Genomic DNA, 24729 nt, shown 5'->3' on the forward strand with positions numbered 1-24729 from the left:
AAGATACCCGATAGCCAAGACATATAGGGTATTTGAAGATTTGAAAGTTTATTAATAAAAAGCTAAAACCCATTCGGACTTATAAATATGTTTATCCCCTTTGCAATCATGCGGATAAAACCTTACATTTTGATTAAAGACTATTTCACATTAACCTTAGATTACTAGAAAAACTCCAATTTTATATTGCAGATCACTTAAATAAATAATTCAACGATAATTGTATGGAAGCGTTATAGTTCTGTGCTCCTTGCAAGGCATTCAACCTATTTCGAAGCCCGATATAAAACCTTGGGGATATGGAGAAATTGTCGTTTAATATAAGTCCTAGTCCCACAGCCGCGCCATAATCCAATTGAAAATCCCCAGAAATCACAGCCCTTCTTTCTGCATTTATATTCTGGTCCAAATCCTTGATTTTTGTTACCTGATTGAGCAAAAATCCAAATTGAGGTCCAAACTCCAGGTCTATACGGTCATTTAGCGCAAACTTTCCCAAAATAGGTATCGTAATGAAGTTTAATTGAACGTTGGTTCTAAAATCGTTCTCTTCGACAACAGCACCATTTGTCTGGATGGCGGCCAGATCCGTACTATATTGAAATCCCTGGGATGAATACATAAGCTCTGGCTGCAACTTAAATGTATCGGAGAAATCAATTTCCATAAAAATGCCACCGTGACCTGAAAATCTAAACTTTAGCCCATCCGTAAGGTCACCTACAATGGAAGAATAATTGAGTCCCCCTTTTAACCCAAAATGTGCCTCTTGTGCCTTTACACCTAGGTCTGACAATAAAAAAAGGGCCATTGTAATAATGGCCCTTAAATATCTATTATTATGTTTCATAGCACTTCTATAAGTCGAACCCTAGGTTCACCCCTAATTTATTCGCTATTAATTTATTGATCCGTGTTTTGAGTTCCGGAATCCGAACCGTTGCCAATACGTTGTTCGCAAAGGCGTACATCAATAGGGCACGTGCCTCTTTTTGGGGTATTCCACGAGTCTGTAGATAGAACAAGGCATCTTCATCCAATTGCCCAATGGTACATCCGTGGGAGCATTTTACGTCATCGGCAAAAATCTCCAATTGCGGTTTGGTATTGATGGTCGCCTTATCACTGACCAAAATATTGTTGTTCTGTTGGAAAGCATTGGTCTTCTGGGCAATTTTATCCACTATGATCTTACCATTGAAGACCCCAGTGGAACTGTCTCCATAAATCCCTTTATAATCCTGATGGCTTTCGCAATTGGGCTCTATATGGTGTACCAAAGTATGGTGGTCCACATGTTGTTTATCGCCCAAAATGGTAACGCCTTTCATAGTGGAGTCTATGTACTCCCCATTCTGATAGAAATTCAGGTTATTTCGTGTCAATTTCCCTCCGAAAGAAAAGGTATGCACCCTTACCACACTCTTATCCTTTTGGTCGATATAGGTATTATCGATTAAAGAAGCCGTTGGTGCATCGTTCTGAATTTTATAATAGTCCACTATACCGTTTTCCGCTGCAAAAATTTCAGTCACGGAATTGGTCAATACTTCATTGCCGGTTAAGCTTTGGTGCCGTTCAATAATCTGCACTTCGGCATTCTCCTCCACAATGATCAGATTTCTGGGCTGTAACATCAAAGAAGCCTCGTTCCCAGTGGCAAAATGTAGGATTTCTATAGGTTTCCTTGGCATTTTGTTCTTGGGAATGTAAATGTAGGCCCCTTCCCTACTGAATGCCGTGTTCAAGGTTGTCAATGATTCATCCTTGGATGCTACTTTGTTAAAGTAAACATCGATTACGGGCTGGTACATGGGTTTTGTCAACGCTGCGCTCATCAAACAAATGTCCACACCGTCATGGGTGGTCTCCGAAAGGTAGGAACTATAGATTCCGTCGATAAACACGATTTTATAGGTGTCTATCTCGTGCAGAAAATATTTTTTGACATCCTTATACTCCAAGGCATTCTCCTCTTTTGGGAAGATGCTAAAGTCTATTTTCTGAAGACTGTTCAAGGATGTGTATTTCCACGCTTCCTCCTTTTTGGTGGGAAAACCTTTTTTTTCAAAATTCTTTATAGCTTCCGTACGTACGTCGTGAACGGGATGCTCCACATCCACGTTGTTCTCGAACGCCATAAAGGAAGAAATCAATTTATCTTTTAAATCCATATTTTTTAGTATTGAGTAGTTAGTATAAAGTGGTTAGTTTTTGATATTTCCCACCTCGTACTTAATACCTTGTACTTTTTACCTTAAATGGCAGCTTCCTGCTTTAACCAATCGTATCCCTTTTCCTCCAGTTCCAGGGCCAATTCCTTGCCTCCGGACTTTACGATTTTACCATCGTGCAAAACATGGACAAAATCGGGCACGATGTAATCCAACAATCTTTGATAATGGGTGATAACCAATACCGCGTTGTCCTTACTTTTTAATTTGTTAACCCCGTTTGCCACGATTCGCAACGCATCAATGTCCAATCCGGAATCGGTTTCGTCCAAAATTGCCACTTTTGGCTCCAACATGGCCATTTGAAAAATCTCATTTCGTTTCTTCTCCCCTCCTGAAAATCCTTCGTTCAAGGAGCGGGACAAAAACTTGCGGTCTATTTCCAACAATTCCGATTTCTCACGGATCAATTTCAGCATCTCGTTCGCTGGCATATCTTCCAAGCCCTTTGCCTTTCTGGATTCGTTGATAGCAGTCTTCATGAAATTGGTAACCGATACGCCAGGAATTTCCACGGGATATTGAAAGGAAAGAAAGATTCCCTTATGCGCCCTTTCCTCCGGAGCCACATCCTCCAAATCCTCACCGTCCAATTCCACGGATCCTTCAGTGACCTCAAACTCTTCCTTACCGGCTATTACTTCTGCCAAGGTACTTTTCCCAGAACCATTGGGCCCCATGATCGCATGGACCTCGCCGGCCTTTATTTCCAGGTTTATTCCCTTTAATATCTCCTTGTCATCTACCTGCGCATGCAGGTTTTTAATTTTCAACATAGTCTGTTACTTTAAAAATTCAGGTGCCTTTGGCATTTTATTAAAATCGTCCTTTTGATGTTGTACGTACACCTTAGCGCCCATTTCCTTTGCAAATGTTTCAAAATCTTCCATGCTTGCCAGTGTTTCTTCCACATCATAGTTAAAGCTAGGGACTCGTCTGTGCTCCCTATTTTCGTATAGATGATATAAATCTCCAGACAATAGTGTGGGTCCGTTTTCCGGCAGGTCCAGAAACAGGACCTGATGCCCTGGTGTATGGCCGGGCATGGATTTTATAATGACACTTCCATCGCCGAAAACATCATAATCACCTTCTAGTTTCTTAATCTTATCCAATTGCTGTATCGCCTCATAGATGCCTTCACCACTATTCTTGACATCTTCACTGGTGACAAAATCATATTCCGGACCTTGTACCAACCATGTGGCATTTTTAATGGCATTGGCATGACCGCTATGATCAAAATGGGTATGGGAAAGTGCTATATAATCGATGTCATCTGGTGTTAATCCAATTTTCTTCAATTGGTTTACCACACTATCCTGTCTAGATACGGTAAATGCCCCGGCATCGTCTGTATAAGCAGGTTGTCCTACCAACATTTCCGGAAGGCCGGCATCCCACATCAAGGTTCCTTTGGGATGTACCACAACATAGAAGGGATCCGCGAACTCCTTTGTTTGGCCCTGATAGGTAGTATCCTGTGAAAATAATTGAAGATTGTTTACCATGATGGTACCTCCATCCAAGGTATACAGCTTTATTTCTGGGGCTACTTCTTCAACAACCTCCGTTTTTTCTTCCTTTTTTATCTCCTTGCATGAAAATGCCACCATGGCGACCAAGGAAAGAAGTATGTATCTCTTCATTTTAATGTAATTTGATTAGTGTATTTCTATTGTTCAATTCGATTTCAAATAAACTGTACACATCTATTAAATAGACTTATTCCATCGCAGAAAAGTCGGAATGGATGGAATGCGTACGATTCTAACCAACGGAACCTTCCAAACTAATTTCCAATAATTTTTGTGCCTCTACCGCAAACTCCATGGGTAATTTGTTAAGTACTTCCTTACTGAACCCGTTTACGATCAATGCAATGGCTTTTTCCGTATCGATACCCCTTTGGTTGCAATAGAAAATCTGGTCTTCCCCAATCTTACTGGTAGTGGCCTCATGCTCTATTTGGGCCGACTTGTTCTTCGCCTCGATGTAGGGGAACGTATGTGCCCCGCACTCGTTGCCCATCAATAGGGAATCGCACTGCGAAAAATTCCGGGCATTGTCCGCACGGCTATTGATCTGTACCAGACCTCGATAACTATTCTGTGATTTACCTGCGGAAATCCCTTTGGAAATGATGGTACTCTTAGTATTCTTGCCCAAATGGACCATTTTGGTACCTGTATCCGCCTGTTGAAAGTTGTTGGTAACCGCAATGGAATAAAATTCCCCTATGGAGTTGTCGCCTTTCAACACACAGGATGGATATTTCCAAGTCACGGCCGATCCCGTTTCCACTTGGGTCCAGGAAATCTTGGCGTTCTTCTCACAGAGACCTCGTTTAGTTACGAAGTTGAAAACACCTCCCTTACCTTCCTTGTCACCAGGGAACCAGTTTTGTACCGTTGAGTATTTAATTTCGGCGTTGTCCAAAGCGATAAGCTCCACCACGGCCGCATGCAATTGATTTTCATCCCTTGATGGCGCGGTACAACCTTCCAGGTAACTAACATAGCTCCCCTCATCGGCGATGACCAAGGTTCTTTCGAACTGACCCGTACCGGCTTGATTGATCCTGAAATAGGTGGAAAGTTCCATAGGACATCTCACACCTTTGGGGATGTAACAAAAGCTACCATCAGAAAACACGGCAGAATTCAAAGCGGCGTAGAAATTATCTTTCTTTGGAACAACAGTTCCCATATACTTCTTGACCAATTCTGGATGTTCTTGAATTGCTTCTGAAATGGAACAGAAAATAATTCCCTTTTCTGCCAAGGTCTTTTTGAAGGTTGTCGCTACGGATACGGAATCCATCACGATATCCACGGCCACACCGGCCAATTTCTTCTGTTCGTCAATGGAAATCCCCAACTTTTTGAAGGTTTCCAACAACTCTGGATCTACCTCGTCCAAACTATTGTATTTAGGCTTTTTGTTGGGGGCCGAATAGTAGGAAATAGCTTGGAAATCCGGTTTTTTATAACGGACGTTCGCCCATTCCGGCTCCTCCATCTCTAGCCATGCCCTATAGGCGTCCAAACGCCATTGGGTCATCCAGTCCGGCTCGTCCTTCTTTTTGGAAATCGCAATAATAATTTCCTCATTAAGACCCACGGGAAGGGTATCCGATTCTATATCCGTATAGAAACCATATTCGTATTCCTTGGTTTCCAATTCCTTTTTTAATTCTTCTTCAGTATATGCCATATCCTTTCAATTTGCCAATTTGAAAATTCATTCAATTGGCTAATTATCAAATTTTCAAATCACAGTGAAAAGCTTTCGCCACAACCACAGGTACGTTGCGCATTGGGGTTGTTAAAGACGAAGCCCTTACCATTGAGACCCCCGGAGTATTCCAAGGTTGTACCCACTAAATATAGGAAACTCTTTTTGTCCACAATGATACGGACATCGTTATCCTCAAAAACCTTGTCCGTTTCATCCATTTTGTTGTCAAAATTGAGCTCGTAGGACAGTCCACTGCAGCCACCACTCTTCACACCCACCCTAACAAAATCCTTAGAAGCGTCAAAACCCTCTTCTTCCATGAGGGTAATCACCTTCTTTTTTGCCGTTTCCGATACCTGTATCATATCTTAAAATGGATTAATTATAAATAGTCTACAAATATACTTCATTGCCACCTATTTACAATAGGACATAACATTATTATAACGTATAAAACCATAGGAATTCTCTATGTGTTCAGGGCCCTGGATTACCGAAGTTTGATAAGGACCAAATCCGATTTTCCCTTGTTGGATATTCCGGGCAAATCCGCACTGATGGTCTCCCCTACCAACACAATGCTCCCGTCTGCACTTTCTACCAGATCGAACCCAAAATCGATATTGGATCCTCCAAAGGATTTTTGCCAAACCAAATTACCGGACCCATCGGTCTTAATTAACCAAATATCATTCTCCCCTGCGTTTACCATCGCGTCCTGATCGGTGCTTTTGGAGTTGCCCAATACATAATAACCTCCATCCGTACTGGCAATTACGGCCTGTGCCGCATCAAAACCGCTGCCGCCATACGTCCGTTCCCAAACCAGTTTTCCGGAAGCATCGACCTTGACCAACCAAATATCTGATTCGCCTTTATTCTCTCCAATGTCGCCATCGGTACTAAAGGTATTCCCGGCAACTACATAGCCACCATCCAAGGTATTGGCAATGTCATAGGAAATTTCTATACCCGTTCCCCCAAAAGAGCGTTCCCAAACAAAATTCCCCAAAGCGTCCACCTTCACCAGCCAAAAATCATAACTCCCCCGGGTACTGCTGATGTCAAAATCGTCACTTTCAGAAAAACCGGCCATTACAAATCCGCCATCCTCCGAAGGCACAACCGCGTGGGACCTATCATTGTTGGTGCCCCCAAAGTATCCCCGCCATTGCAACGAGCCTTTATCATCAATTTTGGTGCCCCAGAACTCGCCCACACCATGACGGGTAAGGGTATTGAACTTTTCGGTATTTCCATCCGCCCGGGCGGAAGTGATATCCAAAAAACCGGTAAAAAAGAAGCCTCCATCGGCGGTTTGTAGAATATCGTAGGAATGGTCATGCCCCGAAAATCCGAAACTTTTTTCCCATTCAACTTCACCCGAAGCATTGAGCTTCAAAATCCAATTATCATGAAAACCCTTGTTTTCGGAACCGTCCCCGTCATCGCTCATGGCGTATCCGGTGAGGGCAAAGCCTCCATCAAAAGTCTGGACCAAGCTTTGGCCCCGGTCATCCTTGGAACCGCCATAGGTCTTGTTCCATTGCAGGTTTCCATTGGCATCCAACTTCAAAAGCCAATAATCGTTTACCTCCAATTCCTTGTCCAAAATACCGCCATCCACGCTATTGGTAAAGCCCAAAATGGCATAACCACCATCGGAAGTCTGTATGATGGCCTGACCGGTATCCTCGCCACTTCCGCCAAAATTTTTAACGTATTCCACTTTCCCCTCAAAATTGCTTTCAGATACGGACAACGGTTCGTTGCCCAGATCCGTGGAACAGGAAAAAATCAAAAGGGCACCTATGTACCAAAGGTATCTGGACATAGACTACTCGGATTTTTTGATGATAAAAAAACCATTGCTGATATCACTGACCACAATTTTACCACTTGAAAAATATGGATATACGCTCCAAACCCCGTCAAACTTGGTGTCGTCATCCAATGGAAAGGTATCGAAAAATCCAGATTCTGATATACTCCTTTCCCCAACACCGGAAATATCCAAGACCCGCACACCTGCCGTGTAGTTGGCCAAAAAGAATTCATCCCCCATCACATAACCGTTATGGTCAATGGCACTTGTTGGTCCCAGATACGTATAATGCAACACTGGATTGTCCAGGTCCGACATGTCAAAAATCAAGGTCCTAGACCTAAAACCCGAATTGATCTCATCCAGCTCATCGCCCAAAATAAAATAACGCTGGTCTTCCGTAAACCAGCCCTGGTGGGTATAGCCGATATTCGGATAGGGCAGCGTTGCAATTTCCACGGGATTCCCCTTGTCCGTAATGTCCACCAGCACGATCTGTGTCTCGTTGGCACCTACAAATAGCTCGTTCCCAAAGTAGTCGGTATCCGGACCATTATAGGTAACCACTTGGGCATCATGGGTATAGCCATTCGTCCCCCAGCCACCGGCAGCCAAGGGCTCTGTTGGGTTGTCAAGATCCAGAAAGTGGACACCTCCGTTAAAGGCATCGTTTCTATCCGTACCCACGGGGTAGGCAAATCCTGAATTTTCATTGATGACGATATTATGGGCGTTGCCAATACCAGTGTACCGGCCATCGGCTTCAAACTCCTTGGGAAATCCTTCCGTATCCCGCAATTTGGTAAGGTCAAAAACCTGTACGCCGTGCCCAGATGCTTCCGCCACAATGTAGGCGAAATGCCCCATGACTTTGATATCCCTCCAAGGACTTGCAATGGTAGCTGTGGGCAACTTGCCCAAATAAACCAGGTTTTCGGTATCGGTAATATCGATAAAAGCGGTTCCATTGTCCAGACCCATCAAGGCGTATTCCTTACCTGTGGAAGCATCCGTCCAGCCCCAAATATCGTTGGCTTCCTGAGCGTTAAAATCGGCCACGGCCATGTGACCCAACAAATCGTACCCCTTGCAAGGATACTCCCCGGCCAATCCGTTTTCGCAAGGTGTGAAAGAGGTTACCACAGGCTGCTGGATGTTTCCTTGTCCATCCGCGGGCCCGTCGTCCTCCTTGGAACAGGCGGTCAAAACCGTAATCGCAATGATCAATAGTGCAAACCTCATAGGTATAAAATTATCCCATTCGTAAATATACGATATAAAATATCCTGTTTACTTTTGCAAAATGCTAGAAGACAAGAACAAAGAAAGAACCTCCTTGGAAAAATTGGGCGAGTTTGGCCTGATCGATCACCTGACCCAACATTTTACAATAAAACATCCTTCAACGATCAAAGGCGTTGGCGACGATGCCGCAGTACTTGATTTTAAGGATAAAAAAGTGGTGCTTTCTACGGATTTACTGGTGGAAGGCGTGCACTTTGACCTTAGCTACATGCCCTTGAAACATTTGGGATATAAATCGGTCATGGTAAACCTGTCCGACATCTATGCCATGAACGCCAAAGCAACCCAGATTACGGTTTCCCTAGCGGTCTCAAACAGATTTCCCTTGGAAGCCTTGGAAGAATTCTACGCTGGCATCCAATTGGCCTGTGAGACCTATGGCGTGGATATGATCGGTGGCGATACCACTTCGTCCAAAACGGGCATGTTGATCAGTGTGACGGCCCTTGGCGAAGCATCGGAAGAAAGCATAGCCTACCGCTCCGGGGCCAAGGAAAACGACCTATTAGTGGTTACCGGCGATCTGGGCGGTGCCTACATGGGACTGCAAGTTTTGGAACGCGAGAAGGAAGTCTTTAAGGTAAACCCCAACAACCAGCCAGATTTGGAGCCGTATTCCTATATCGTGGAGCGCCAACTAAAACCAGAGGCCCGAAAGGATATCGTGGAACTATTGGCCAAATTGAAGGTAAAACCTACCTCCATGATCGATATCAGTGACGGGCTCTCTTCCGAAATATTGCATTTATGCAAAAATAGCGACGTAGGATGCGCCCTGTACGAAAATAAAATCCCGCTGGACCCTACGGTCATTTCTACCTGTGAGGAATTTAAGATGGACGGTACCATGATCGCCTTGAGCGGGGGTGAGGACTATGAACTTTTGTTTACCATTGACCAGGCCGATTTTCCAAAAATCAAGGGAAATCCTAATCTCACGGTCATTGGCCACATGACGGACAAATCGCAAGGGGCGAATCTCGTAACTCGTGCAGAAACCCTAATACCCTTGAAGGCACAGGGTTGGAATTCGTTTCAATCTGAATAAAAAAATCCTGAAAAAAAAGCGCTATTCTTTCCTTAACCGTTGTGGGGCATACGACAGGTAAGATTAAAAATGCGTACTTAATTTCCAGGAATTCGGTGGAGTTTTGAAACCTAAGGCTTCAATACTGTGTACATTTTCACCTCAGGAATTAGGCTACCTGATGCTCGCTGTGTCTATATTGGTAAATACGTTCCAAGGTTTTATTTATATCCTGCAATTCTGGGGTTAAAATGGATAAGTTACCACTTACGTCCGTGGTGACCTCTTTTTTGCAGTGGATACATTTGTACTCCTTGATATGGGATGTCACTTTTTTGGAAACTGCGTAGTGATGTCCAAAAATGGTGCAGAAAAGTTTTTTCATGCCGTAGGATTTTTAGGTTCACATTTGGTTCGATTTGGGGAATCGGAAACAATGCTGGTTTTAAATGTCGTTTTGTTTGTTGCTTTAAGAAAACGTCCTGTTTTCAATAATTATTGTCAAGGTATGACTTATTAATCGCCTGAACCATAATTTGTTGTGAGCCTGCCCAAAAATGTGGTCAACCTTAAAATTTTATAGGTCTTGTTTTTTGGAAAGGTGATTCCCGTTTTTGGCCTATCTTCCCACCATGATTCCAAAAACATTTCGAACAAAGGCAACTTGGGTCACGGCCTTTGCCCTGTTTTCCCTATTTTTTGGTGCGGGCAACCTTATTTTGCCCCCGCAATTGGGTTTTAAATCCGGGGATTTATGGGGGTTGGTTATACTGGGTTTTTGTGCTTCGGCCGTGCTAATTCCCTTATTGGGAATTTTGGCCCATGCCAGGTTGCAAGGCACTATTTTCGACTTTGGTAAAAAGGTGTCGCCCGCCTTTAGCCTGGGCTATTCCTTGGTGGTCTATGTCATTGCCATTGGCCTACCTTCTCCCAGAACGGCCTCCGTAACCCATGAAATGGCCATTGCCCCCTTCTTTGAGACTCCACCCTTGCTTACCAGCATCCTCTATTTTGCCTTGGTGTTCGTTTTCGTGATGAACCGCTCCAAAATATTGGACATCGTGGGAAAACTGCTTACCCCCGCCATCCTACTAATCCTGATTGCCATTATTGGTGTTATTACATTTTCATTTGAATACCAATTCCCGGATACCGCTTTTGGGAACCCTTTCACGAACGGCATCTTAGAAGGCTACCAGACCTTTGATGCCATTGGGGCCGTGGTGGTTGGTGGTGTCATCATCGTTTCCATCAATATCAACCAAAAAAAGGCTTCCTATGCGGAAAAAAAAGCCCTGATCGGCAGCGCAGGTTGGCTGGCAGGACTAGGATTGTTTTTGATATACACGGGCCTCATCCTCTCCGGGGCTTTGGTGCATGGCACTTTTGAAACCGATATCTCCCGAACCGGACTTTTATCCGGGATGGCCACCTTGTCCTTAGGTTCCATAGGCAATCTTTTTCTCAGTATCCTTGTGGCCTTGGCATGTTTCACTACGGCCGTGGGCATCGTTACGGGAACCTCGGATTTTATCCGCTCCCGATTTCACAATTCCCAAAAAGCCTATCTCATAACCGCCATTATCGGATGCCTGTTGGGAGTTGTCATGGGGCAGTTCAATGTCTCCTATATTATTGCCGTGGCCTTACCGGCCTTGATGATCATCTACCCCATTACCATCGTCCTGATTTTACTGAACGTCCTCCCGGAAAAATATGCGTCTTCCAAAGTCTTTAAAGCCGTGGTTGCTACCACCATCCTATTCAGTATCCCGGATTTTCTTGCCACCATGGGAAGCCCCCTAGCCCCCAAAGGGGGAATACTCGAATGGATACCCCTACAACAGTATAGCCTAGGATGGGTGTTGCCGGCTTTGTTTGTTTTTATATGTTCAAATTTTATAATAAATAGAGAAGAAAATGAATAAGTTAGTGATTGTTGGAAATGGATTTGATTTGGCTCATGCTCTTCCTACTTCATACAAGGATTTTATAAATGACTTTTGGTGCTCCTTAAAAAACAATCTACAAAAAGAAGAAACAAATAATTTCATAGATTTTAATTCAACCTATCTGAACAATATGAGTTTATTTGAGGTAAAGTCATATGCTGATTTTAAATCGATATTAAAAGACTATTGTACTTCCTCAGGCTATGATTACAACGAGAAAAGAGTATACTGTCGAAACAAACCTCATAATGGGTTCTCCGTTGTATTTCAATTCAAAAATTCATTTTTTAAAGAAATTAATGAGCAAAATACAATAACCAATTGGGTTGACATTGAAAATATTTACTATCAAGAACTTACAGATTTGGTTAAAAAAAATGTTGAATCCAAGTTCATAGAAAAGTTAAATGTCGAATTTGAACAAGTAAAAAACCTATTTGAAAATTATTTAGAAACAAATATTGTCCAGGAATTTGATTTTAGTTGTCAATCAGAAAATCTAAATGACTTGCTTAAATTTTTTATTGTGGAGCCATTATATCTCGAAAGAGAAAAAAGTAGAAGTAAATATTTAAAAGAATTTCCTTTTGAAGATCATTCCGAGTTAATAGAATTGGACGAGAAAATTATTGAAGCCTATAGAAAAAATCAACTCGCAAGTTTTGTTTATTCTAATGATTTCCCCGAAAACGTTTTTTTGAATTTCAATTATACTCCAACAATTGATTGTTATTTAAAGAAACTAAACAATAGAGATGTCTTCAATTGTGTAAACAACAGCAGGGAGATTCAGATTCATGGGGCAGTTAATTGTAAAGAAAATGAAATGAATTTCGGTTTTGGAGATGAAATGGATAATAATTACACTTTAATTGAAGAGTTGAATAATAACATTTACTTAAAGAATTTCAAGTCATTTAAATCATGCAAAATTCAAATTATAAGGACCTATTAAACTATATTGAAAGTAATAAATTTCAAGTTTACATTATGGGTCATTCCTGTGGATTATCTGACAGAACTCTCCTTAATACAATTTTTGAACATAAGAATTGTAGGTCTATAAAAATATTTTTTCATAAAAAGGAAGACGGCACTGACAACTATACTGATATAATCCAAAATATATCAAGGCACTTTAATGACAAAAAGCTTATGCGGGCCAAAGTAGTTAATAAATCTCTTTGTTCCCCATTTCCACAAAACATGAGATTTCAAAGAAAGGCAAAATAAAATTTCTTAAGAATATTCCAATTACAATACTAAAGCCAACGCAATAGTTGAACCACTAATGTATAAAAATAATGGCTAAGCTAGGTATTAAAGGAAGTATCAATCTGTTTATCATTTTACCCTTGCATAAACAGGGCCTTTAGCTCAGTTGCCTCGTTGGGCTTCATTTTGCCCGCCAAGACCAAGCTCAACTGTTTTCTACGCAGTGCGCCGGCATAGCGTTCCTTTTCCAGATCGGTTTCCGGTTGTAAGGGCGGTACTTCGGTAGGTTTTCCGGTTTCATCCACGGCCACAAAGGTATAAATGGCCTCATTGGCCTTGGTTCTCTTTCCGTTGTAACGGTCCTCGATCCATACATCTATATAGACTTCCATGGATGTCGTATAGGCCCGTGAAACGGCCGCTTCCACCGTAACAACGCTCCCCAAGGGCACCGCCAAATTAAAGGCGACATGGTTGACCGAGGCGGTTACCGTAATCCTTCTACTATGCCTGCCAGCGGCAATACTTGCCGCACGGTCCATACGTGCCAACAGTTCCCCGCCAAAAAGGTTCTGGAGGGCATTGGTCTCACTGGGTAGGACCATATCGGTCATGGTTGTTCTCGATTCTGAAGGCGTTTTCGGTGTCATAGACGAAAATTTTCCGCAAAGATACGAGCAACAAAAATTATAAGGGAAAATAAGCCGGTTATTTTTCGGAAAGCAGCCAGGCATCCTTGGACTCGCTACCCTTGATGCGACGTAATTCGGTCAGGGCCTCCTTGGGATCTGTAAATCGGTCATAGGTAACCACGTGAAGTCCATAGGCATTGGTACCGTAATATGCGGCCTTGTACCCTTTGCTCTGTAGGGAAGCGATTTTTCTGTCGGCATTCGCCTTTACCCGAAAGGCTCCGGCCACAATATGGTGTTTGGCGGCTTCATCTGCCTTTACGGCGGCCGTGGAAACGGCATCCACGCTCACCGTGGGAAGTTCCAAAGGAGCGGTGTTGAAAAAAGTAGCTTCCTGTATCTGTCTTTCAACTTCCATTTTCGCATCTTCCCTAACTACCTGCTGGGATTGGAATCCGTTGTTGAACACCTGATAGCCCGTAAACCCGGCGGAAATGGCCAACAACAAAATTGCGGCATATTTCAAATACGGCCTAAAACGGTTTTTTTCCCTTTTTTCCGGGCTAATGATAAAGGGAATCTTTTCCTCAATGGCTTCTACCTCCTCTTTAAGTACTTCCCGTGTCACGGGAATCGACTTAAACGATGACAATCCAAAGGAAGAGGTAAGGTAATTGACTTCGTAATAAGGTTGGAACTGAATCCTGTTTTCGGCATTGTTCCACAATAGGCCAATGTTCTTAAGACTCAGTTTTTCCCCGGCGTTCAAAGTACTTTTCCACTGTTTGGTAATCGTTTCTATTTTGGACAGAATATCCTCAAAAGAGGATTTTTCAGCTTCGGCGATGTACGAAACCAGCAGACCGTCGTTCGAAATCAATTGCTCGTTGAAAGATATGGACTTGGCGGGGGCAAAAAAGGTATTGGTAATGTCGTTGATACGCGCGGAGGTATGCTGTGTAAGGAAGGCCCCAAAGTTGGGCACCGCCACACAATTGTATCGATATAGTAATTCGCTTATATAGTGCTCTACGACCATCGTTGGCAAATATCAAAAAAAATAGGGCTTCACAAAATTACGGACATAACTTTTTATTAACATTATATTTGTAATCCCTGGTGGATAAAAAATGAGCTTTATACAACATACTGCGGATGAGTTGATTGCAATTTTACGCTTGCAGAACGTTCCCAATATTGGCGATGTCATTGCAAAAAGATTGATCGCCCATTGTGGAAGTCCGCAGGAAATTTTCAGGCAGAAACAAAACCAACTATTAAAAATCGATGGTATTGGCACCTACACCCTAAAACACTTGTACGATGCCGCGAACCATTCCGAGGCAGAAAAGGAATACCAGTTTATCCTGGACAATGAAATAGAGGTCGCCTATTTTGAAGATACCGAATACCCCAAGCATCTGCGGAACTGTATCGATAGCCCGATACTTCTTTTTAAACAGGGCAATATCGATTTGGAAGGCCGAAAAATCATCAGTGTGGTGGGGACGCGGAACATTACCAGTTACGGTACCTCCTTTTGCGAACAGTTCATTGCCGATTTGGTGCCGCTAAATCCCGTAATCGTTAGCGGATTTGCCTACGGTGTGGACATCTGCATTCAGCGCGAAGCCATCAATCAAGGCTTGCAGACCATTGGCTGTTTGGCACACGGACTTAACCAGATTTACCCTAAAGTGCACAAGAAATATCAAGCCGATGTCCTGCATAATGGCGGATTCTTTACGGAATTCTGGAGCACCAGCAGTCCGGAACGGGAGAATTTCCTAAAACGCAACCGGATTATCGCCGGGATGAGCGAAGCGACCGTTGTGGTGGAATCTGCCGAAAAAGGCGGAAGCTTGGTCACTGCAGATATCGCGAACAGTTATAACCGCGACGTGTTTGCCCTTCCGGGAAGAAGTACGGATAAATACAGCGTTGGCTGCAACAACCTCATCAAGCAACAAAAGGCCCACATGCTGACCTCAGCGGTAGATTTGATCTATCTATTGAACTGGGACCTTCAGGAATCCCCTGCCAAAGCCGTTCAAAAGCAATTATTCATTGACCTGGACGATATAGAACAAAGAATTTATTCCTATCTACAACAGGAGGGAAAACAATTGTTGGACAGCATCGCGTTCGATTGCCAATTGCCCATTTTTAAGACCTCTGCAACCTTACTTTCCATGGAAATGAAAGGGGTCATACGGCCCTTGCCGGGTAAATTGTTCGAGGCGGTGTAGGATTTTTACAGACCAAATGGTTTGTCTGCATTGGGACCCAAATTAAAATGGGTGGGCTTTACGCCATTCACCGATAAAGAACGGAGCCTTACCGCTCCTTTCCAGAAAATTGAATGCATCGTAAAACACAAAACCGACCAGCTGGTCGGTTTACTTAAATTTTGGTGCTTTTATCTTTTGAAAATTCGGAATGCTCAATTACAAAAAAAAGGAACAAATACCCATAGGCCTGTGCTGAGCGCTGTCAAAGTATTACAGGGGTAAGTAGAGGCTCAATACCCCAACTTTTCCCGTACCCTAGCCAAAACGTCGTCTGCCACTTTTTTGGCCTTTTCGGCTCCCAGGGCCAAAGCTTCGTCCACTTCGTCCAAATGGTTCATATAGTACTCAAATTTTTCCCGGGGTTCCTCAAACTTGTTCAAAAGCAGTTCGTACAAGGCCTGTTTGGCATGCCCATATCCATAATTACCCCCTAGATAGTTCGCGGTCATCTCTTCAATTTGTGATTTGGAAGCCATTAATTTATAGAGGGCGAACACATTGTCCCTAGTTGGGTCCTTAGGATCTTCCATAGGGGTACTATCGGTTTGGATACCCATTATCTGCTTGCGCAGTTTTTTATCCGGCTGAAATAAATTGATAAGATTCCCCCTGCTTTTACTCATTTTGGCACCATCGGTCCCTGGCACGTACATGGTCTCTTCCTGTACTTTTCCTTCGGGAACTACGAAGGTCTCTCCCAATTGCGCGTGAAATCGGTGTGCTACGTCCCGTGTCATTTCTATATGTTGTAATTGGTCCTTTCCAACCGGGACGATGTGGGCGTCATACAGCAGAATATCCGCGGCCATGAGCATGGGATACGTGAACAATCCGGCATTGACATCTTCCAGCCTATCGGCCTTGTCCTTAAAAGAATGTGCCAGCGTAAGTCGCTGATAGGGGAAAAAACAGCTCAGGTACCAAGATAGCTCGGTCACCTGTGGAACATCGCTCTGCCTATAAAAAACGGTTTTGTTGATATCCAGACCAAAAGACAACCAGGCAGCGGCTATGGCATAGGTATTTTCACGCAGGACCTCGGCATTCTTAATCTGGGTAAGGGAATGCATATCCGCAATAAACAAAAACGATTCGTTCTTTGGGTCGCTCGCCATTTCTATGGCCGGTATAATGGCCCCAAGGATATTTCCTAAATGGGGCGTGCCGGTACTTTGGATACCTGTTAAAATTCTTGCCATTTGCTAAATTCTATAAGGTGACAAAGGTAAAACAAATAGAAAAAAACAAGGGTAGAATCGCTATTTTTGATACATGGTACTATTCGTGCGCATTGGTCAAACGCTCTACCGGATTTGGTTTTACGTGCTTGTGGCCGTTCCAATATTTTTGTTTTTCCCTTTCTTGCTTTTGTTCGCCTCCAAGGAGGAATGGTACCCAAAATTCTTTTGGATGGCCAGAAACCTTTGGGCGAAACCCATCTTATATGGCATGGGATGCCCTCCAATGGTCACCTATGACCAAAAAATGAAGCTAGGGAAAAGCTACATGCTGGTTGCCAACCATACCAGTATGTTGGATATCATGCTGATGCTTTACGTGAGCAAAAACCCTTTTGTATTCGTAGGAAAAAAGGAATTGGTAAAAATCCCTGTTTTCGGCTTTTTTTACAAAAGAGTCTGCATTATGGTGGATCGCGACAGTACCCAAAGTAGGACGGGCGTCTACAGAAGGGCACAGCGGCGACTTAATCAAGGCCTTAGCATCTGTATTTTTCCGGAAGGCGGTGTGCCAGATGACGAAAGCATCATCCTAGACACCTTTAAGGACGGGGCCTTTAAAATGGCCATCGCCCATAAAATACCTTTGGTACCCATTACCTTTCATGACAATAAAAAGCGTTTTTCCTTCACCTTTTTTAGTGGAGGGCCGGGCTTGGTAAGGGCCAGGGTTCACGAGTTCTTTGAAACAGGTATTTTATCCGAAGAGGACAAGGGTACCTTGCGTGAGGAGGTCAGGAATGTTATTTATCAAGACCTACTTTCCTCAATGTGATATGTTTTCTTTTAAAACTTAAAACTGATGCCACTATACACTCCAATGGTATACGGGTTAAAGGTGCCATCAACGTTGGAAAAAGTGTTTAGCTGATACTTGAACACCGGCTCCACGTTCAATTTCAATCGTTGTGAAAATTGATACCCCAAACCAATTCCAAAATTGGCACTGAAGTTAAGGTCGTTGACATTGTTGGCCTCCCCGATCTGGGTGGTAAGATTACCAGAAGTCAAATCTACGTCGTTGTCCACAAGAAACAGGGAACTCACCCCTCCGATCACATGTACACCGAATTTATTATTTACCAACGCATAGCTTACCTCCACGGGAACTTCCAAATAGCCTAATTGTTGTGCCATGACACCGGATCTATTGGCAGACCTAGCAGATACGTCAAAGGATTTGCTATCCACGTTCAAGGTGGCATTACTAGCCGAGACCACTATGTTTTCAGCGGTTTCCGCATAATTGATGTTGACAATACGGTTTTCATTAAAGGCGGCCGATAGGGAAGATGTGAAAAACACATCATTGGTATTATACCCATAATCCACCTTATGTACCCCGGAACGTACCGATAGTTTTGGACTGATTTCATACGCTACCGATAGCCCATAACTCATATTGATATTACCGGATTTGGAATTTGTACTGAACATGGGACTTACTGGAGATCCCGTTCCAATAGCATCAAAATACACAGGCGCGATACTAGGTCCCGCAGACCATCTATTGCCCGATGTTCTGGACGCGACTTTTTCCTCCTCCTCCATGGCCTGAATTTCTTCATAAAGGGATTTTTTTTCGTCAACACCCTTGGTTTCAGGGTTCTTATTTTTCTCCGCGGACACTATAGTTTCATTTCTCAAAACTACTTCACCCGTTCCACTAACAGCATCTTCGCTGGTACCATTTTCTTGAGTATCGTTGGATTGCGTAGTATAAACCGAAGCGACTTCCGTATTTTGCCCGTCCTTTTTAGTCAAAGATTGCTCGGCAATACCTGTATTGTTGGTAATCTGCTGGCCATCCTGTTTTGTGGCTTCACTATAGGATCGGCCGGAGCGAATGTTGGATTGGGCGTCCGCAGAATTAACGACTTTATTGGTTGAGATAGTACCATCCGAGTCAGTATTCGTGTCCGCCACGGAAGTTTCATCTATTGTGATAGAACCATCTTTGGATTCGGCACTTCTATTCATTTCGGTTTCACGCCCAATTTCGTTTTTTGTCTGTATAGGGTCTTTTGATAATTGAGGGGTTTCATCCGTTTGTTCCGTATCTGTTATAGTATGGGTGTCCGGTGAAACCTTGCTATTAAAGGGATTAAATAGTAACAATCCAACGATAAGGACTGCCGCCACTCCGGCCAGTTGCCACCACAAGGGCAATATCCTCTTTTTCCTTTTTTTGTCCAAAGACGCTTCTATGGCAGACCAGACCTTTTCATCAGGTGTTTCCTCAAACCCCTTGAATCTTTCCTGGAACAATTCGTCTAAATGCTTCTTACTCATTTTCAAAACTCATATTTCTACGGATTCCCTATGGAATCAAAAACAATTACCTATAATAATCACCAACCCAATAATGGATTGTGACAGTTTACTTTCTATCTTTTCCTTCAACAACATTCTGGCGCGGGCCAAATTGGACTTGGAGGTGCCCACTGTGGTTCCCAACATCTGACTGATTTCCTTATGGCTATAACCGTCCAGCACATACAAGTTGAAGGTTGTCCTATATTTATTGGGCAGTTCCTGTATATAACCCAATAAAGATGGAAGTCCTATATCCGCATAATTGGACTCTACGGTTACCTCGTCCGGAATATTCTCATTGACTACGCTTAAATACTCCTGCTGTCTGTATTTCTGTAATACCGTATTTATTGTAATTCGCTTTATCCAACCTTCAAAAGACCCTTTGGATTCGTACTGCCCAATTTTATCATAAATTGTCATAAAACTATCATGCAGGTTGTCCTCTGCTTCCGTTTTATTGCGGGAATACTTCAAACAGATACCAAAGAGTACTCCAGCATATTGCCTGTACAATAGCTCTTGGGCCTTGCGTTCGCCTTTCTTACATCTATGTACCAGTTCTTCCTGCGACAAATTAGTTGGTTGTATTTTTATTCGAAATCCGAGATTTATTGGCCCCTAAGGGTACTCCGAAAATGTTCTTTTAGTTGACGGGTACCTCTACCTCCAAAAACTCAGGTTCGCCATCACTATTCTCCCCCTGATAGAACCTAAAAGTATAGGGTTGGTCATATTTAACTATAAAGTTAAAGGATGCCTCCTCTTGGATAACCGCTTGGGTACAAGATACCAAATCTGTCATTGCAACACCTATGGCAACTACATTTCTTACGGTCGTATCTTCCATGGTCACATCAAAACCTTCATATTGCGTACAACCATCTGGCAATAAATAGGTTACCTTTATCTGATAGGTTTCGTTCAAATTGAAGTATTCCGGTAATTCCGCACTTTCTATGCGCAATGCCTTAAAATTAAAGTTGGGTTCATCATCTTCCATGGAACAACTTCCCAACACCAAAGCGAAAAACGCAACCACTAGGGTATATTTTTTAATCATCGTTACAATTTCTTTTATAAGAAAGATGAAAATACCCCCTAAAGGTTGCGTAGTATCCCCCACTAATTAATGAGGGATTTGATTTAATAAAATAATGGGACAAAAGGATTGAACTTGTTGGTTCTGGCAATATTTTTGAAATCCTACAGTAAATCGAGAAACTCTTTTCGAATCTAAAACCCCATAGATACCTTACAACCGAGTTTAGTTGTTGACCGCGTTGAGGGCTTCACGAATTTTGCCGTCCAATTCATCCAGTAATTCAGGATTGTCCATTAAAAGTGTTTTGACTGCATCCCTACCCTGCCCTAGTTTGGTATCGCCGTAACTGAACCAGGAACCACTTTTCTTAATGATTTCGTACTCCACGCCAAGGTCAATGATTTCTCCTACCTTGGAGATTCCCTCGCCGTACATGATGTCGAACTCGGTGGTCCTGAATGGAGGCGCTACCTTGTTCTTGACCACTTTTACCCGAGTCTTGTTACCTTGAATGTTTCCGTCCGTATCTTTTATCTGTGTGGAACGTCTAATGTCCAATCGGACCGAAGCATAGAATTTTAAGGCATTACCCCCTGTTGTTGTTTCAGGGTTCCCGAACATCACCCCAATTTTCTCCCGCAGCTGGTTGATGAAAATCACCGTACAATGGGTCTTGCTTATGGAACTTGTTAATTTACGTAATGCCTGTGACATCAATCTGGCATGCAATCCCATTTTTGAATCGCCCATTTCGCCTTCAATCTCGCTCTTGGGCGTCAAAGCTGCCACGGAATCCACGATTACAATATCAATCGCTCCGGAACGAATCAAATTATCGGCGATTTCCAAGGCCTGCTCACCGTTATCCGGTTGGGATATGATGAGATTATCGATATCCACACCCAACTTTTTGGCATAAAAACGGTCGAACGCGTGTTCCGCATCAATAAAGGCCGCAATTCCACCCTTTTTCTGTGCCTCGGCAATGGCATGTAATGTCAAGGTAGTCTTTCCAGAAGATTCAGGCCCGTATATCTCAATAACCCTTCCGCGGGGATATCCTCCAACACCCAAGGCAATGTCAAGTCCCAGGGATCCTGACGGAATTACCTCTACATCTTCAACAACACTGTCACCCATCTTCATTACGGCGCCTTTTCCATAGGTCTTATCCAGTTTATCAAGGGTCAGTTTCAGGGCTTTTAATTTGGCTTCTTTTTCGGAACTCATTGTGTGTTTTTTAGGAACGCTAAATTAGTGTTTCTTTTCTTAAAAAAGAATATTCGGTTTTTGAACGCAACCATTTGCAACTTTTCTTATCTAGTTAAAAAGCAAACTGGCAAAACATGTTTTGTTGGTTGGTTTTAGTGTCACTGGTTTTGATGGCCATTTCTTGATAGAAACTAACTCAAACAATGCTGTGAAGAAGAAAAGCAGGGATGGCCGAACGAAGAGCCTCGAATTATTCGGGGCTTTTTTTATTAAGTATAGGTAACCGACCTTCCTACGGGATTTTATATCTTTGCCCTTCAAAATTTGTTAACTTAACTATTCGTATAGCATGCAACTGTACAATACCTTAAGTGCAAAGGAAAGGGCGGCCCTCATTGAAGAGGCCGGTCAGGATCGCCTGACCATTTCTTTCTATAAATATGCACACATTGGCAATCCTGTCATTTTTAGAAATCATTTGTTCATTCATTGGAACGAAATGGATGTCTTGGGCCGAATTTACGTAGCCCATGAAGGCATCAACGCCCAATTGTCCGTTCCCGCAGGGAACTTTGGGCGATTCAAGGATTTTTTGGATAGTATTACCTTTTTGGAAAATGTGCGATTGAACATCGCCATAGAACAGGACAATATGTCCTTTTTAAAATTAAAGGTCAAGGTACGGCATAAGATCCTGGCCGATGGCCTTAACGACGCCACCTTCGATGTAACCAACAAAGGGGTTCACGTGAATGCGGAGAAATTCAATAAGCTCATAGAAGACCCCGATACTGTCTTGGTAGATATGAGAAATCATTATGAAAGCGAAATCGGTCATTTTAAGAATGCCATCACGCCAGATGTGGATACGTTTAGGGATTCCTTGGATATCATCGAAAAGGACCTTCAGGACCACAAAGAAGATAAGAAATTGGTCATGTACTGTACCGGAGGCATCCGTTGCGAAAAGGCCAGTGCCTATTACAAGCATAAAGGTTTCAGACAGGTCTACCAACTGGAAGGGGGTATAATCGAATATGCCAGACAAGTAGAACAACTGAAACTGGAGAACAAATTTTTGGGCAAAAACTTTGTGTTCGACCATAGAAGGGGCGAACGCATCAGCGATGATATCATTTCCCAATGCCATCAATGTGGGGAACCCTGCGATGACCATGTAAACTGTGCCAATGAGGCCTGTCACCTTCTGTTCATTCAATGTAAAAAATGTGCGGAAAAAATGAACGATTGTTGTTCGGACCATTGTAAGGAGATACATGCATTGCCTTACGAAGAACAAAAGGCCCTGAGAAAAGGGAAAGTGGTAAGCAACAAAATCTTTAAAAAAGGGCGCTCAGAGGTTCTCAAGTTTAAAAAGCAATCTGTTTAGGTCTACTGAAATTCCACATATCAAGATTAGGGTAAATTAAGTGCTCTTTTTTTCGCATAGATTTTCATTATCTTTACAAGAAGATTTTTTATGAACCTAGTTTGGCAAATCTTTTGGGATTGGGCCAAATCAATATATAAAATATGGGTTGTAGTAGTTGTTCTACCGGCAAGGATGGACAACCAAAGGGATGCAAGAATAACGGTACTTGCGGTACAGATGGTTGCAATAAATTAACTGTTTTTGATTGGCTTTCAAACATGTCGCTTCCCAACGGAGAGCGTCCATTTGAGTATGTGGAGGTACGATTTAAAAACAGTAGAAAGGAATTCTTTAGAAATACGGAAAACCTATCCTTATCCATTGGGGATGTGGTTGCCACTCAGGCACAGTCGGGTCATGACGTTGGCATGGTGACCCTCACGGGCGAACTGGTCCGTGTACAAATGAAACGTAAAAAAATAGACCCTTCCAAAGAGGAAATTCCCAAAGTATACAGAAAGGCCACGCAAAAGGACATCGATATCTGGCAGAAGTGCCGTAACCGGGAAGAGGAAATAAAAAAACGGTCCAGGGAAATCGCAATTATCCTAAAACTGCAGATGAAGATTTCAGATGTGGAATTTCAAGGTGATGGATCTAAAGCGACTTTTTATTATACCGCGGAGGACCGGGTTGATTTCCGTCAATTGATCAAGGATATGGCCAAGGCCTTTGGTATCCGTATCGAAATGCGGCAAATAGGATATAGGCAAGAAGCCCAACGTTTGGGCGGTATCGGGTCTTGCGGAAGAGAGTTGTGCTGTTCCACCTGGTTAACGGATTTCAGGTCCGTAAGCACCTCTGCCGCACGTTATCAACAACTCTCGTTAAATCCCCAAAAATTGGCGGGACAATGCGGTAAACTGAAATGCTGCCTTAATTATGAGCTGGACGTTTACCTGGATGCCTTAAAGGACTTTCCACCACAGGACACCAAACTGTTTACGGAAAAGGGATTGGCCTTCTGTCAAAAAACGGATATTTTCAAGGAACTGCTTTGGTTTTCATACAAGGATGAACCGGCCAATTGGCATGTCCTCTCCAAGGACCAGGTGAACGAGATCATCGAAAAAAACAAGAAAAAAGAAAAAGTTCCAAGCCTTGAAATTTATGCAGCGGACAATATTGTTGAGGATAAGGTAGTTTTTGAAAATGTAGTGGGTCAAGATAGCCTTACCCGTTTTGATAGGCCGAAGAAAAATTCAAAAGGCAACAGAAACAGGAACAGAAAAAAGAACACGAATAAAAATAGAAAACGAAATAGGAGCAAAAAAAATGCGTAACTGTCTTTTTTTAGTGTTTGCCATAATCCTTCTCCATTCCTGTAATACCATTGTGGTCGCAACCGAGTATAAAAGTCTCAATGGGGCCGTTTGGAACAAAGACGATGTTTTGGAGTTCACGTTTTCCGAATTGGATACCCTACAGCAATATGATATCTTCATCAATATTCGTAACGACGATACATTTCCCTATAGCAATCTTTTTTTAATTACGGCATTGAATACCCCGGAAGGAGAGGTGCTACAGGACACCCTTGAATATACCATGGCAATGCCGGACGGTACTTGGCTCGGCAAAGGTTCCGGGAGTTTGAAGGAGAACAAATTATGGTATAAGGAAAACATCGTTTTTCCCAATTCTGGCGTATATACTTTAGAAGTTTCGCACGCGATGCGAAAAAACGGAAATGTTCAAGGGGTGATTTCCCTGGAAGGCATTACGGATGTAGGTTTTGAAATAACAAAAAGTAATCTCTAAGCTC

Annotated in this window: 24 protein-coding genes; 8 read left to right on the top strand and 16 right to left on the bottom strand. The window is 42.8% G+C overall.

Going from position 1 to position 24729, the window contains the following annotated elements; translation table 11 throughout:
* Positions 1 to 193: 193 nt before the first annotated feature.
* From PP181_RS02170 to PP181_RS02205, 8 genes are all read right to left on the bottom strand, one after another.
* Positions 194 to 850 (bottom strand): porin family protein, encoded by a 657-nt coding sequence (locus PP181_RS02170; protein ID WP_272635807.1) that lies wholly within the window; start codon positions 848 to 850, stop codon positions 194 to 196.
* A 7-nt stretch (positions 851 to 857) separates the two neighbouring features.
* Positions 858 to 2174: a Fe-S cluster assembly protein SufD gene (sufD, locus tag PP181_RS02175; protein ID WP_138256545.1), complete on the bottom strand. Its 1317-nt coding sequence runs from the start codon at positions 2172 to 2174 to the stop codon at positions 858 to 860.
* Positions 2175 to 2257: 83 nt separating this feature from the next.
* Complete coding sequence (gene sufC, locus PP181_RS02180; protein ID WP_154917636.1) at positions 2258 to 3010, bottom strand: Fe-S cluster assembly ATPase SufC; 753 nt, start codon at positions 3008 to 3010, stop codon at positions 2258 to 2260.
* 6 nt (positions 3011 to 3016) lie between these two features.
* Positions 3017 to 3883, bottom strand: coding sequence for an N-acyl homoserine lactonase family protein (locus PP181_RS02185; RefSeq protein ID WP_272635809.1), 867 nt, complete (start codon positions 3881 to 3883; stop codon positions 3017 to 3019).
* Positions 3884 to 4004: 121 nt separating this feature from the next.
* Positions 4005 to 5450 (bottom strand): Fe-S cluster assembly protein SufB, encoded by a 1446-nt coding sequence (gene sufB, locus PP181_RS02190; protein WP_272635810.1) that lies wholly within the window; start codon positions 5448 to 5450, stop codon positions 4005 to 4007.
* A 59-nt stretch (positions 5451 to 5509) separates the two neighbouring features.
* Positions 5510 to 5839 carry a HesB/IscA family protein gene (locus PP181_RS02195; RefSeq protein WP_138256549.1) on the bottom strand — a complete coding sequence of 110 codons (330 nt, stop codon included), beginning with the start codon at positions 5837 to 5839 and terminating at the stop codon, positions 5510 to 5512.
* A 125-nt stretch (positions 5840 to 5964) separates the two neighbouring features.
* A complete protein-coding gene (locus PP181_RS02200) occupies positions 5965 to 7308 on the bottom strand; it encodes a hypothetical protein (RefSeq protein ID WP_272635811.1) in 1344 nt (447 codons plus the stop codon).
* A gap of 3 nt (positions 7309 to 7311) precedes the next feature.
* Positions 7312 to 8541 (bottom strand): choice-of-anchor B family protein, encoded by a 1230-nt coding sequence (locus tag PP181_RS02205; RefSeq protein WP_272635812.1) that lies wholly within the window; start codon positions 8539 to 8541, stop codon positions 7312 to 7314.
* A gap of 61 nt (positions 8542 to 8602) precedes the next feature.
* Between PP181_RS02205 and thiL the strand changes: the two genes are divergently transcribed.
* The gene (gene thiL / locus PP181_RS02210; protein ID WP_272635813.1) at positions 8603 to 9652 is read left to right on the top strand and encodes a thiamine-phosphate kinase; all 1050 of its coding nucleotides are present in this window, start codon (positions 8603 to 8605) and stop codon (positions 9650 to 9652) included.
* A 148-nt stretch (positions 9653 to 9800) separates the two neighbouring features.
* On the opposite strand, the gene PP181_RS02215 is transcribed toward thiL, so the two are convergent.
* Complete coding sequence (locus PP181_RS02215; RefSeq protein WP_154917640.1) at positions 9801 to 10016, bottom strand: hypothetical protein; 216 nt, start codon at positions 10014 to 10016, stop codon at positions 9801 to 9803.
* Positions 10017 to 10263: 247 nt separating this feature from the next.
* On the opposite strand from PP181_RS02215, the gene brnQ reads away from it, so the two are divergent.
* Together brnQ and PP181_RS02225 are read left to right on the top strand one after the other, a co-directional pair.
* A complete protein-coding gene (gene brnQ, locus PP181_RS02220) occupies positions 10264 to 11559 on the top strand; it encodes a branched-chain amino acid transport system II carrier protein (RefSeq protein ID WP_272635814.1) in 1296 nt (431 codons plus the stop codon).
* Positions 11552 to 12538 (top strand): AbiH family protein, encoded by a 987-nt coding sequence (locus PP181_RS02225; RefSeq protein ID WP_272635815.1) that lies wholly within the window; start codon positions 11552 to 11554, stop codon positions 12536 to 12538. Before brnQ ends, PP181_RS02225 begins: the two co-directional genes overlap by 8 nt.
* Before the next feature lie 394 nt (positions 12539 to 12932).
* On the opposite strand, the gene PP181_RS02230 is transcribed toward PP181_RS02225, so the two are convergent.
* On the bottom strand, positions 12933 to 13448 hold the full coding sequence (locus PP181_RS02230; RefSeq protein ID WP_272635816.1) for an acyl-CoA thioesterase: 516 nt from the start codon (positions 13446 to 13448) through the stop codon (positions 12933 to 12935).
* A gap of 58 nt (positions 13449 to 13506) precedes the next feature.
* A complete protein-coding gene (locus PP181_RS02235; protein WP_272635817.1) occupies positions 13507 to 14469 on the bottom strand; it encodes an SPOR domain-containing protein in 963 nt (320 codons plus the stop codon).
* A gap of 91 nt (positions 14470 to 14560) precedes the next feature.
* On the opposite strand from PP181_RS02235, the gene dprA reads away from it, so the two are divergent.
* Positions 14561 to 15679, top strand: a complete 1119-nt coding sequence (gene dprA / locus PP181_RS02240; RefSeq protein WP_272635818.1) for a DNA-processing protein DprA — start codon at positions 14561 to 14563, stop codon at positions 15677 to 15679.
* 272 nt (positions 15680 to 15951) lie between these two features.
* On the opposite strand, the gene trpS is transcribed toward dprA, so the two are convergent.
* A complete protein-coding gene (gene trpS, locus PP181_RS02245; RefSeq protein ID WP_272635819.1) occupies positions 15952 to 16920 on the bottom strand; it encodes a tryptophan--tRNA ligase in 969 nt (322 codons plus the stop codon).
* Between the two features lie 73 nt (positions 16921 to 16993).
* On the opposite strand from trpS, the gene PP181_RS02250 reads away from it, so the two are divergent.
* Positions 16994 to 17734 (top strand): lysophospholipid acyltransferase family protein, encoded by a 741-nt coding sequence (locus PP181_RS02250; RefSeq protein ID WP_154917647.1) that lies wholly within the window; start codon positions 16994 to 16996, stop codon positions 17732 to 17734.
* Between the two features lie 11 nt (positions 17735 to 17745).
* On the opposite strand, the gene PP181_RS02255 is transcribed toward PP181_RS02250, so the two are convergent.
* The 4 genes from PP181_RS02255 to recA form a co-directional block, all read right to left on the bottom strand.
* Positions 17746 to 19251 carry a hypothetical protein gene (locus PP181_RS02255; RefSeq protein WP_272635820.1) on the bottom strand — a complete coding sequence of 502 codons (1506 nt, stop codon included), beginning with the start codon at positions 19249 to 19251 and terminating at the stop codon, positions 17746 to 17748.
* A gap of 36 nt (positions 19252 to 19287) precedes the next feature.
* Positions 19288 to 19851, bottom strand: coding sequence for an RNA polymerase sigma factor (locus PP181_RS02260; RefSeq protein WP_272635821.1), 564 nt, complete (start codon positions 19849 to 19851; stop codon positions 19288 to 19290).
* 70 nt (positions 19852 to 19921) lie between these two features.
* Positions 19922 to 20338: a hypothetical protein gene (locus PP181_RS02265; RefSeq protein ID WP_272635822.1), complete on the bottom strand. Its 417-nt coding sequence runs from the start codon at positions 20336 to 20338 to the stop codon at positions 19922 to 19924.
* Between the two features lie 204 nt (positions 20339 to 20542).
* Positions 20543 to 21550, bottom strand: coding sequence for a recombinase RecA (gene recA / locus PP181_RS02270; RefSeq protein ID WP_138256564.1), 1008 nt, complete (start codon positions 21548 to 21550; stop codon positions 20543 to 20545).
* 331 nt (positions 21551 to 21881) lie between these two features.
* Between recA and trhO the strand changes: the two genes are divergently transcribed.
* The 3 genes from trhO (at position 21882) to PP181_RS02285 (ending at position 24725) form a co-directional block, all read left to right on the top strand.
* Positions 21882 to 22922, top strand: coding sequence for an oxygen-dependent tRNA uridine(34) hydroxylase TrhO (trhO, locus tag PP181_RS02275; RefSeq protein ID WP_272635823.1), 1041 nt, complete (start codon positions 21882 to 21884; stop codon positions 22920 to 22922).
* Between the two features lie 143 nt (positions 22923 to 23065).
* Positions 23066 to 24247, top strand: a complete 1182-nt coding sequence (locus PP181_RS02280) for a PSP1 domain-containing protein (RefSeq protein WP_272635824.1) — start codon at positions 23066 to 23068, stop codon at positions 24245 to 24247.
* Positions 24240 to 24725 (top strand): gliding motility lipoprotein GldH, encoded by a 486-nt coding sequence (locus PP181_RS02285; protein ID WP_272635825.1) that lies wholly within the window; start codon positions 24240 to 24242, stop codon positions 24723 to 24725. The genes PP181_RS02280 and PP181_RS02285 overlap by 8 nt, the downstream gene beginning before the upstream one ends.
* Positions 24726 to 24729 lie beyond the last annotated feature (4 nt).

It is taken from the genome of Maribacter sp. PR66 (genome assembly GCF_028464205.1).
Lineage (GTDB): Bacteria > Bacteroidota > Bacteroidia > Flavobacteriales > Flavobacteriaceae > Maribacter > Maribacter flavus.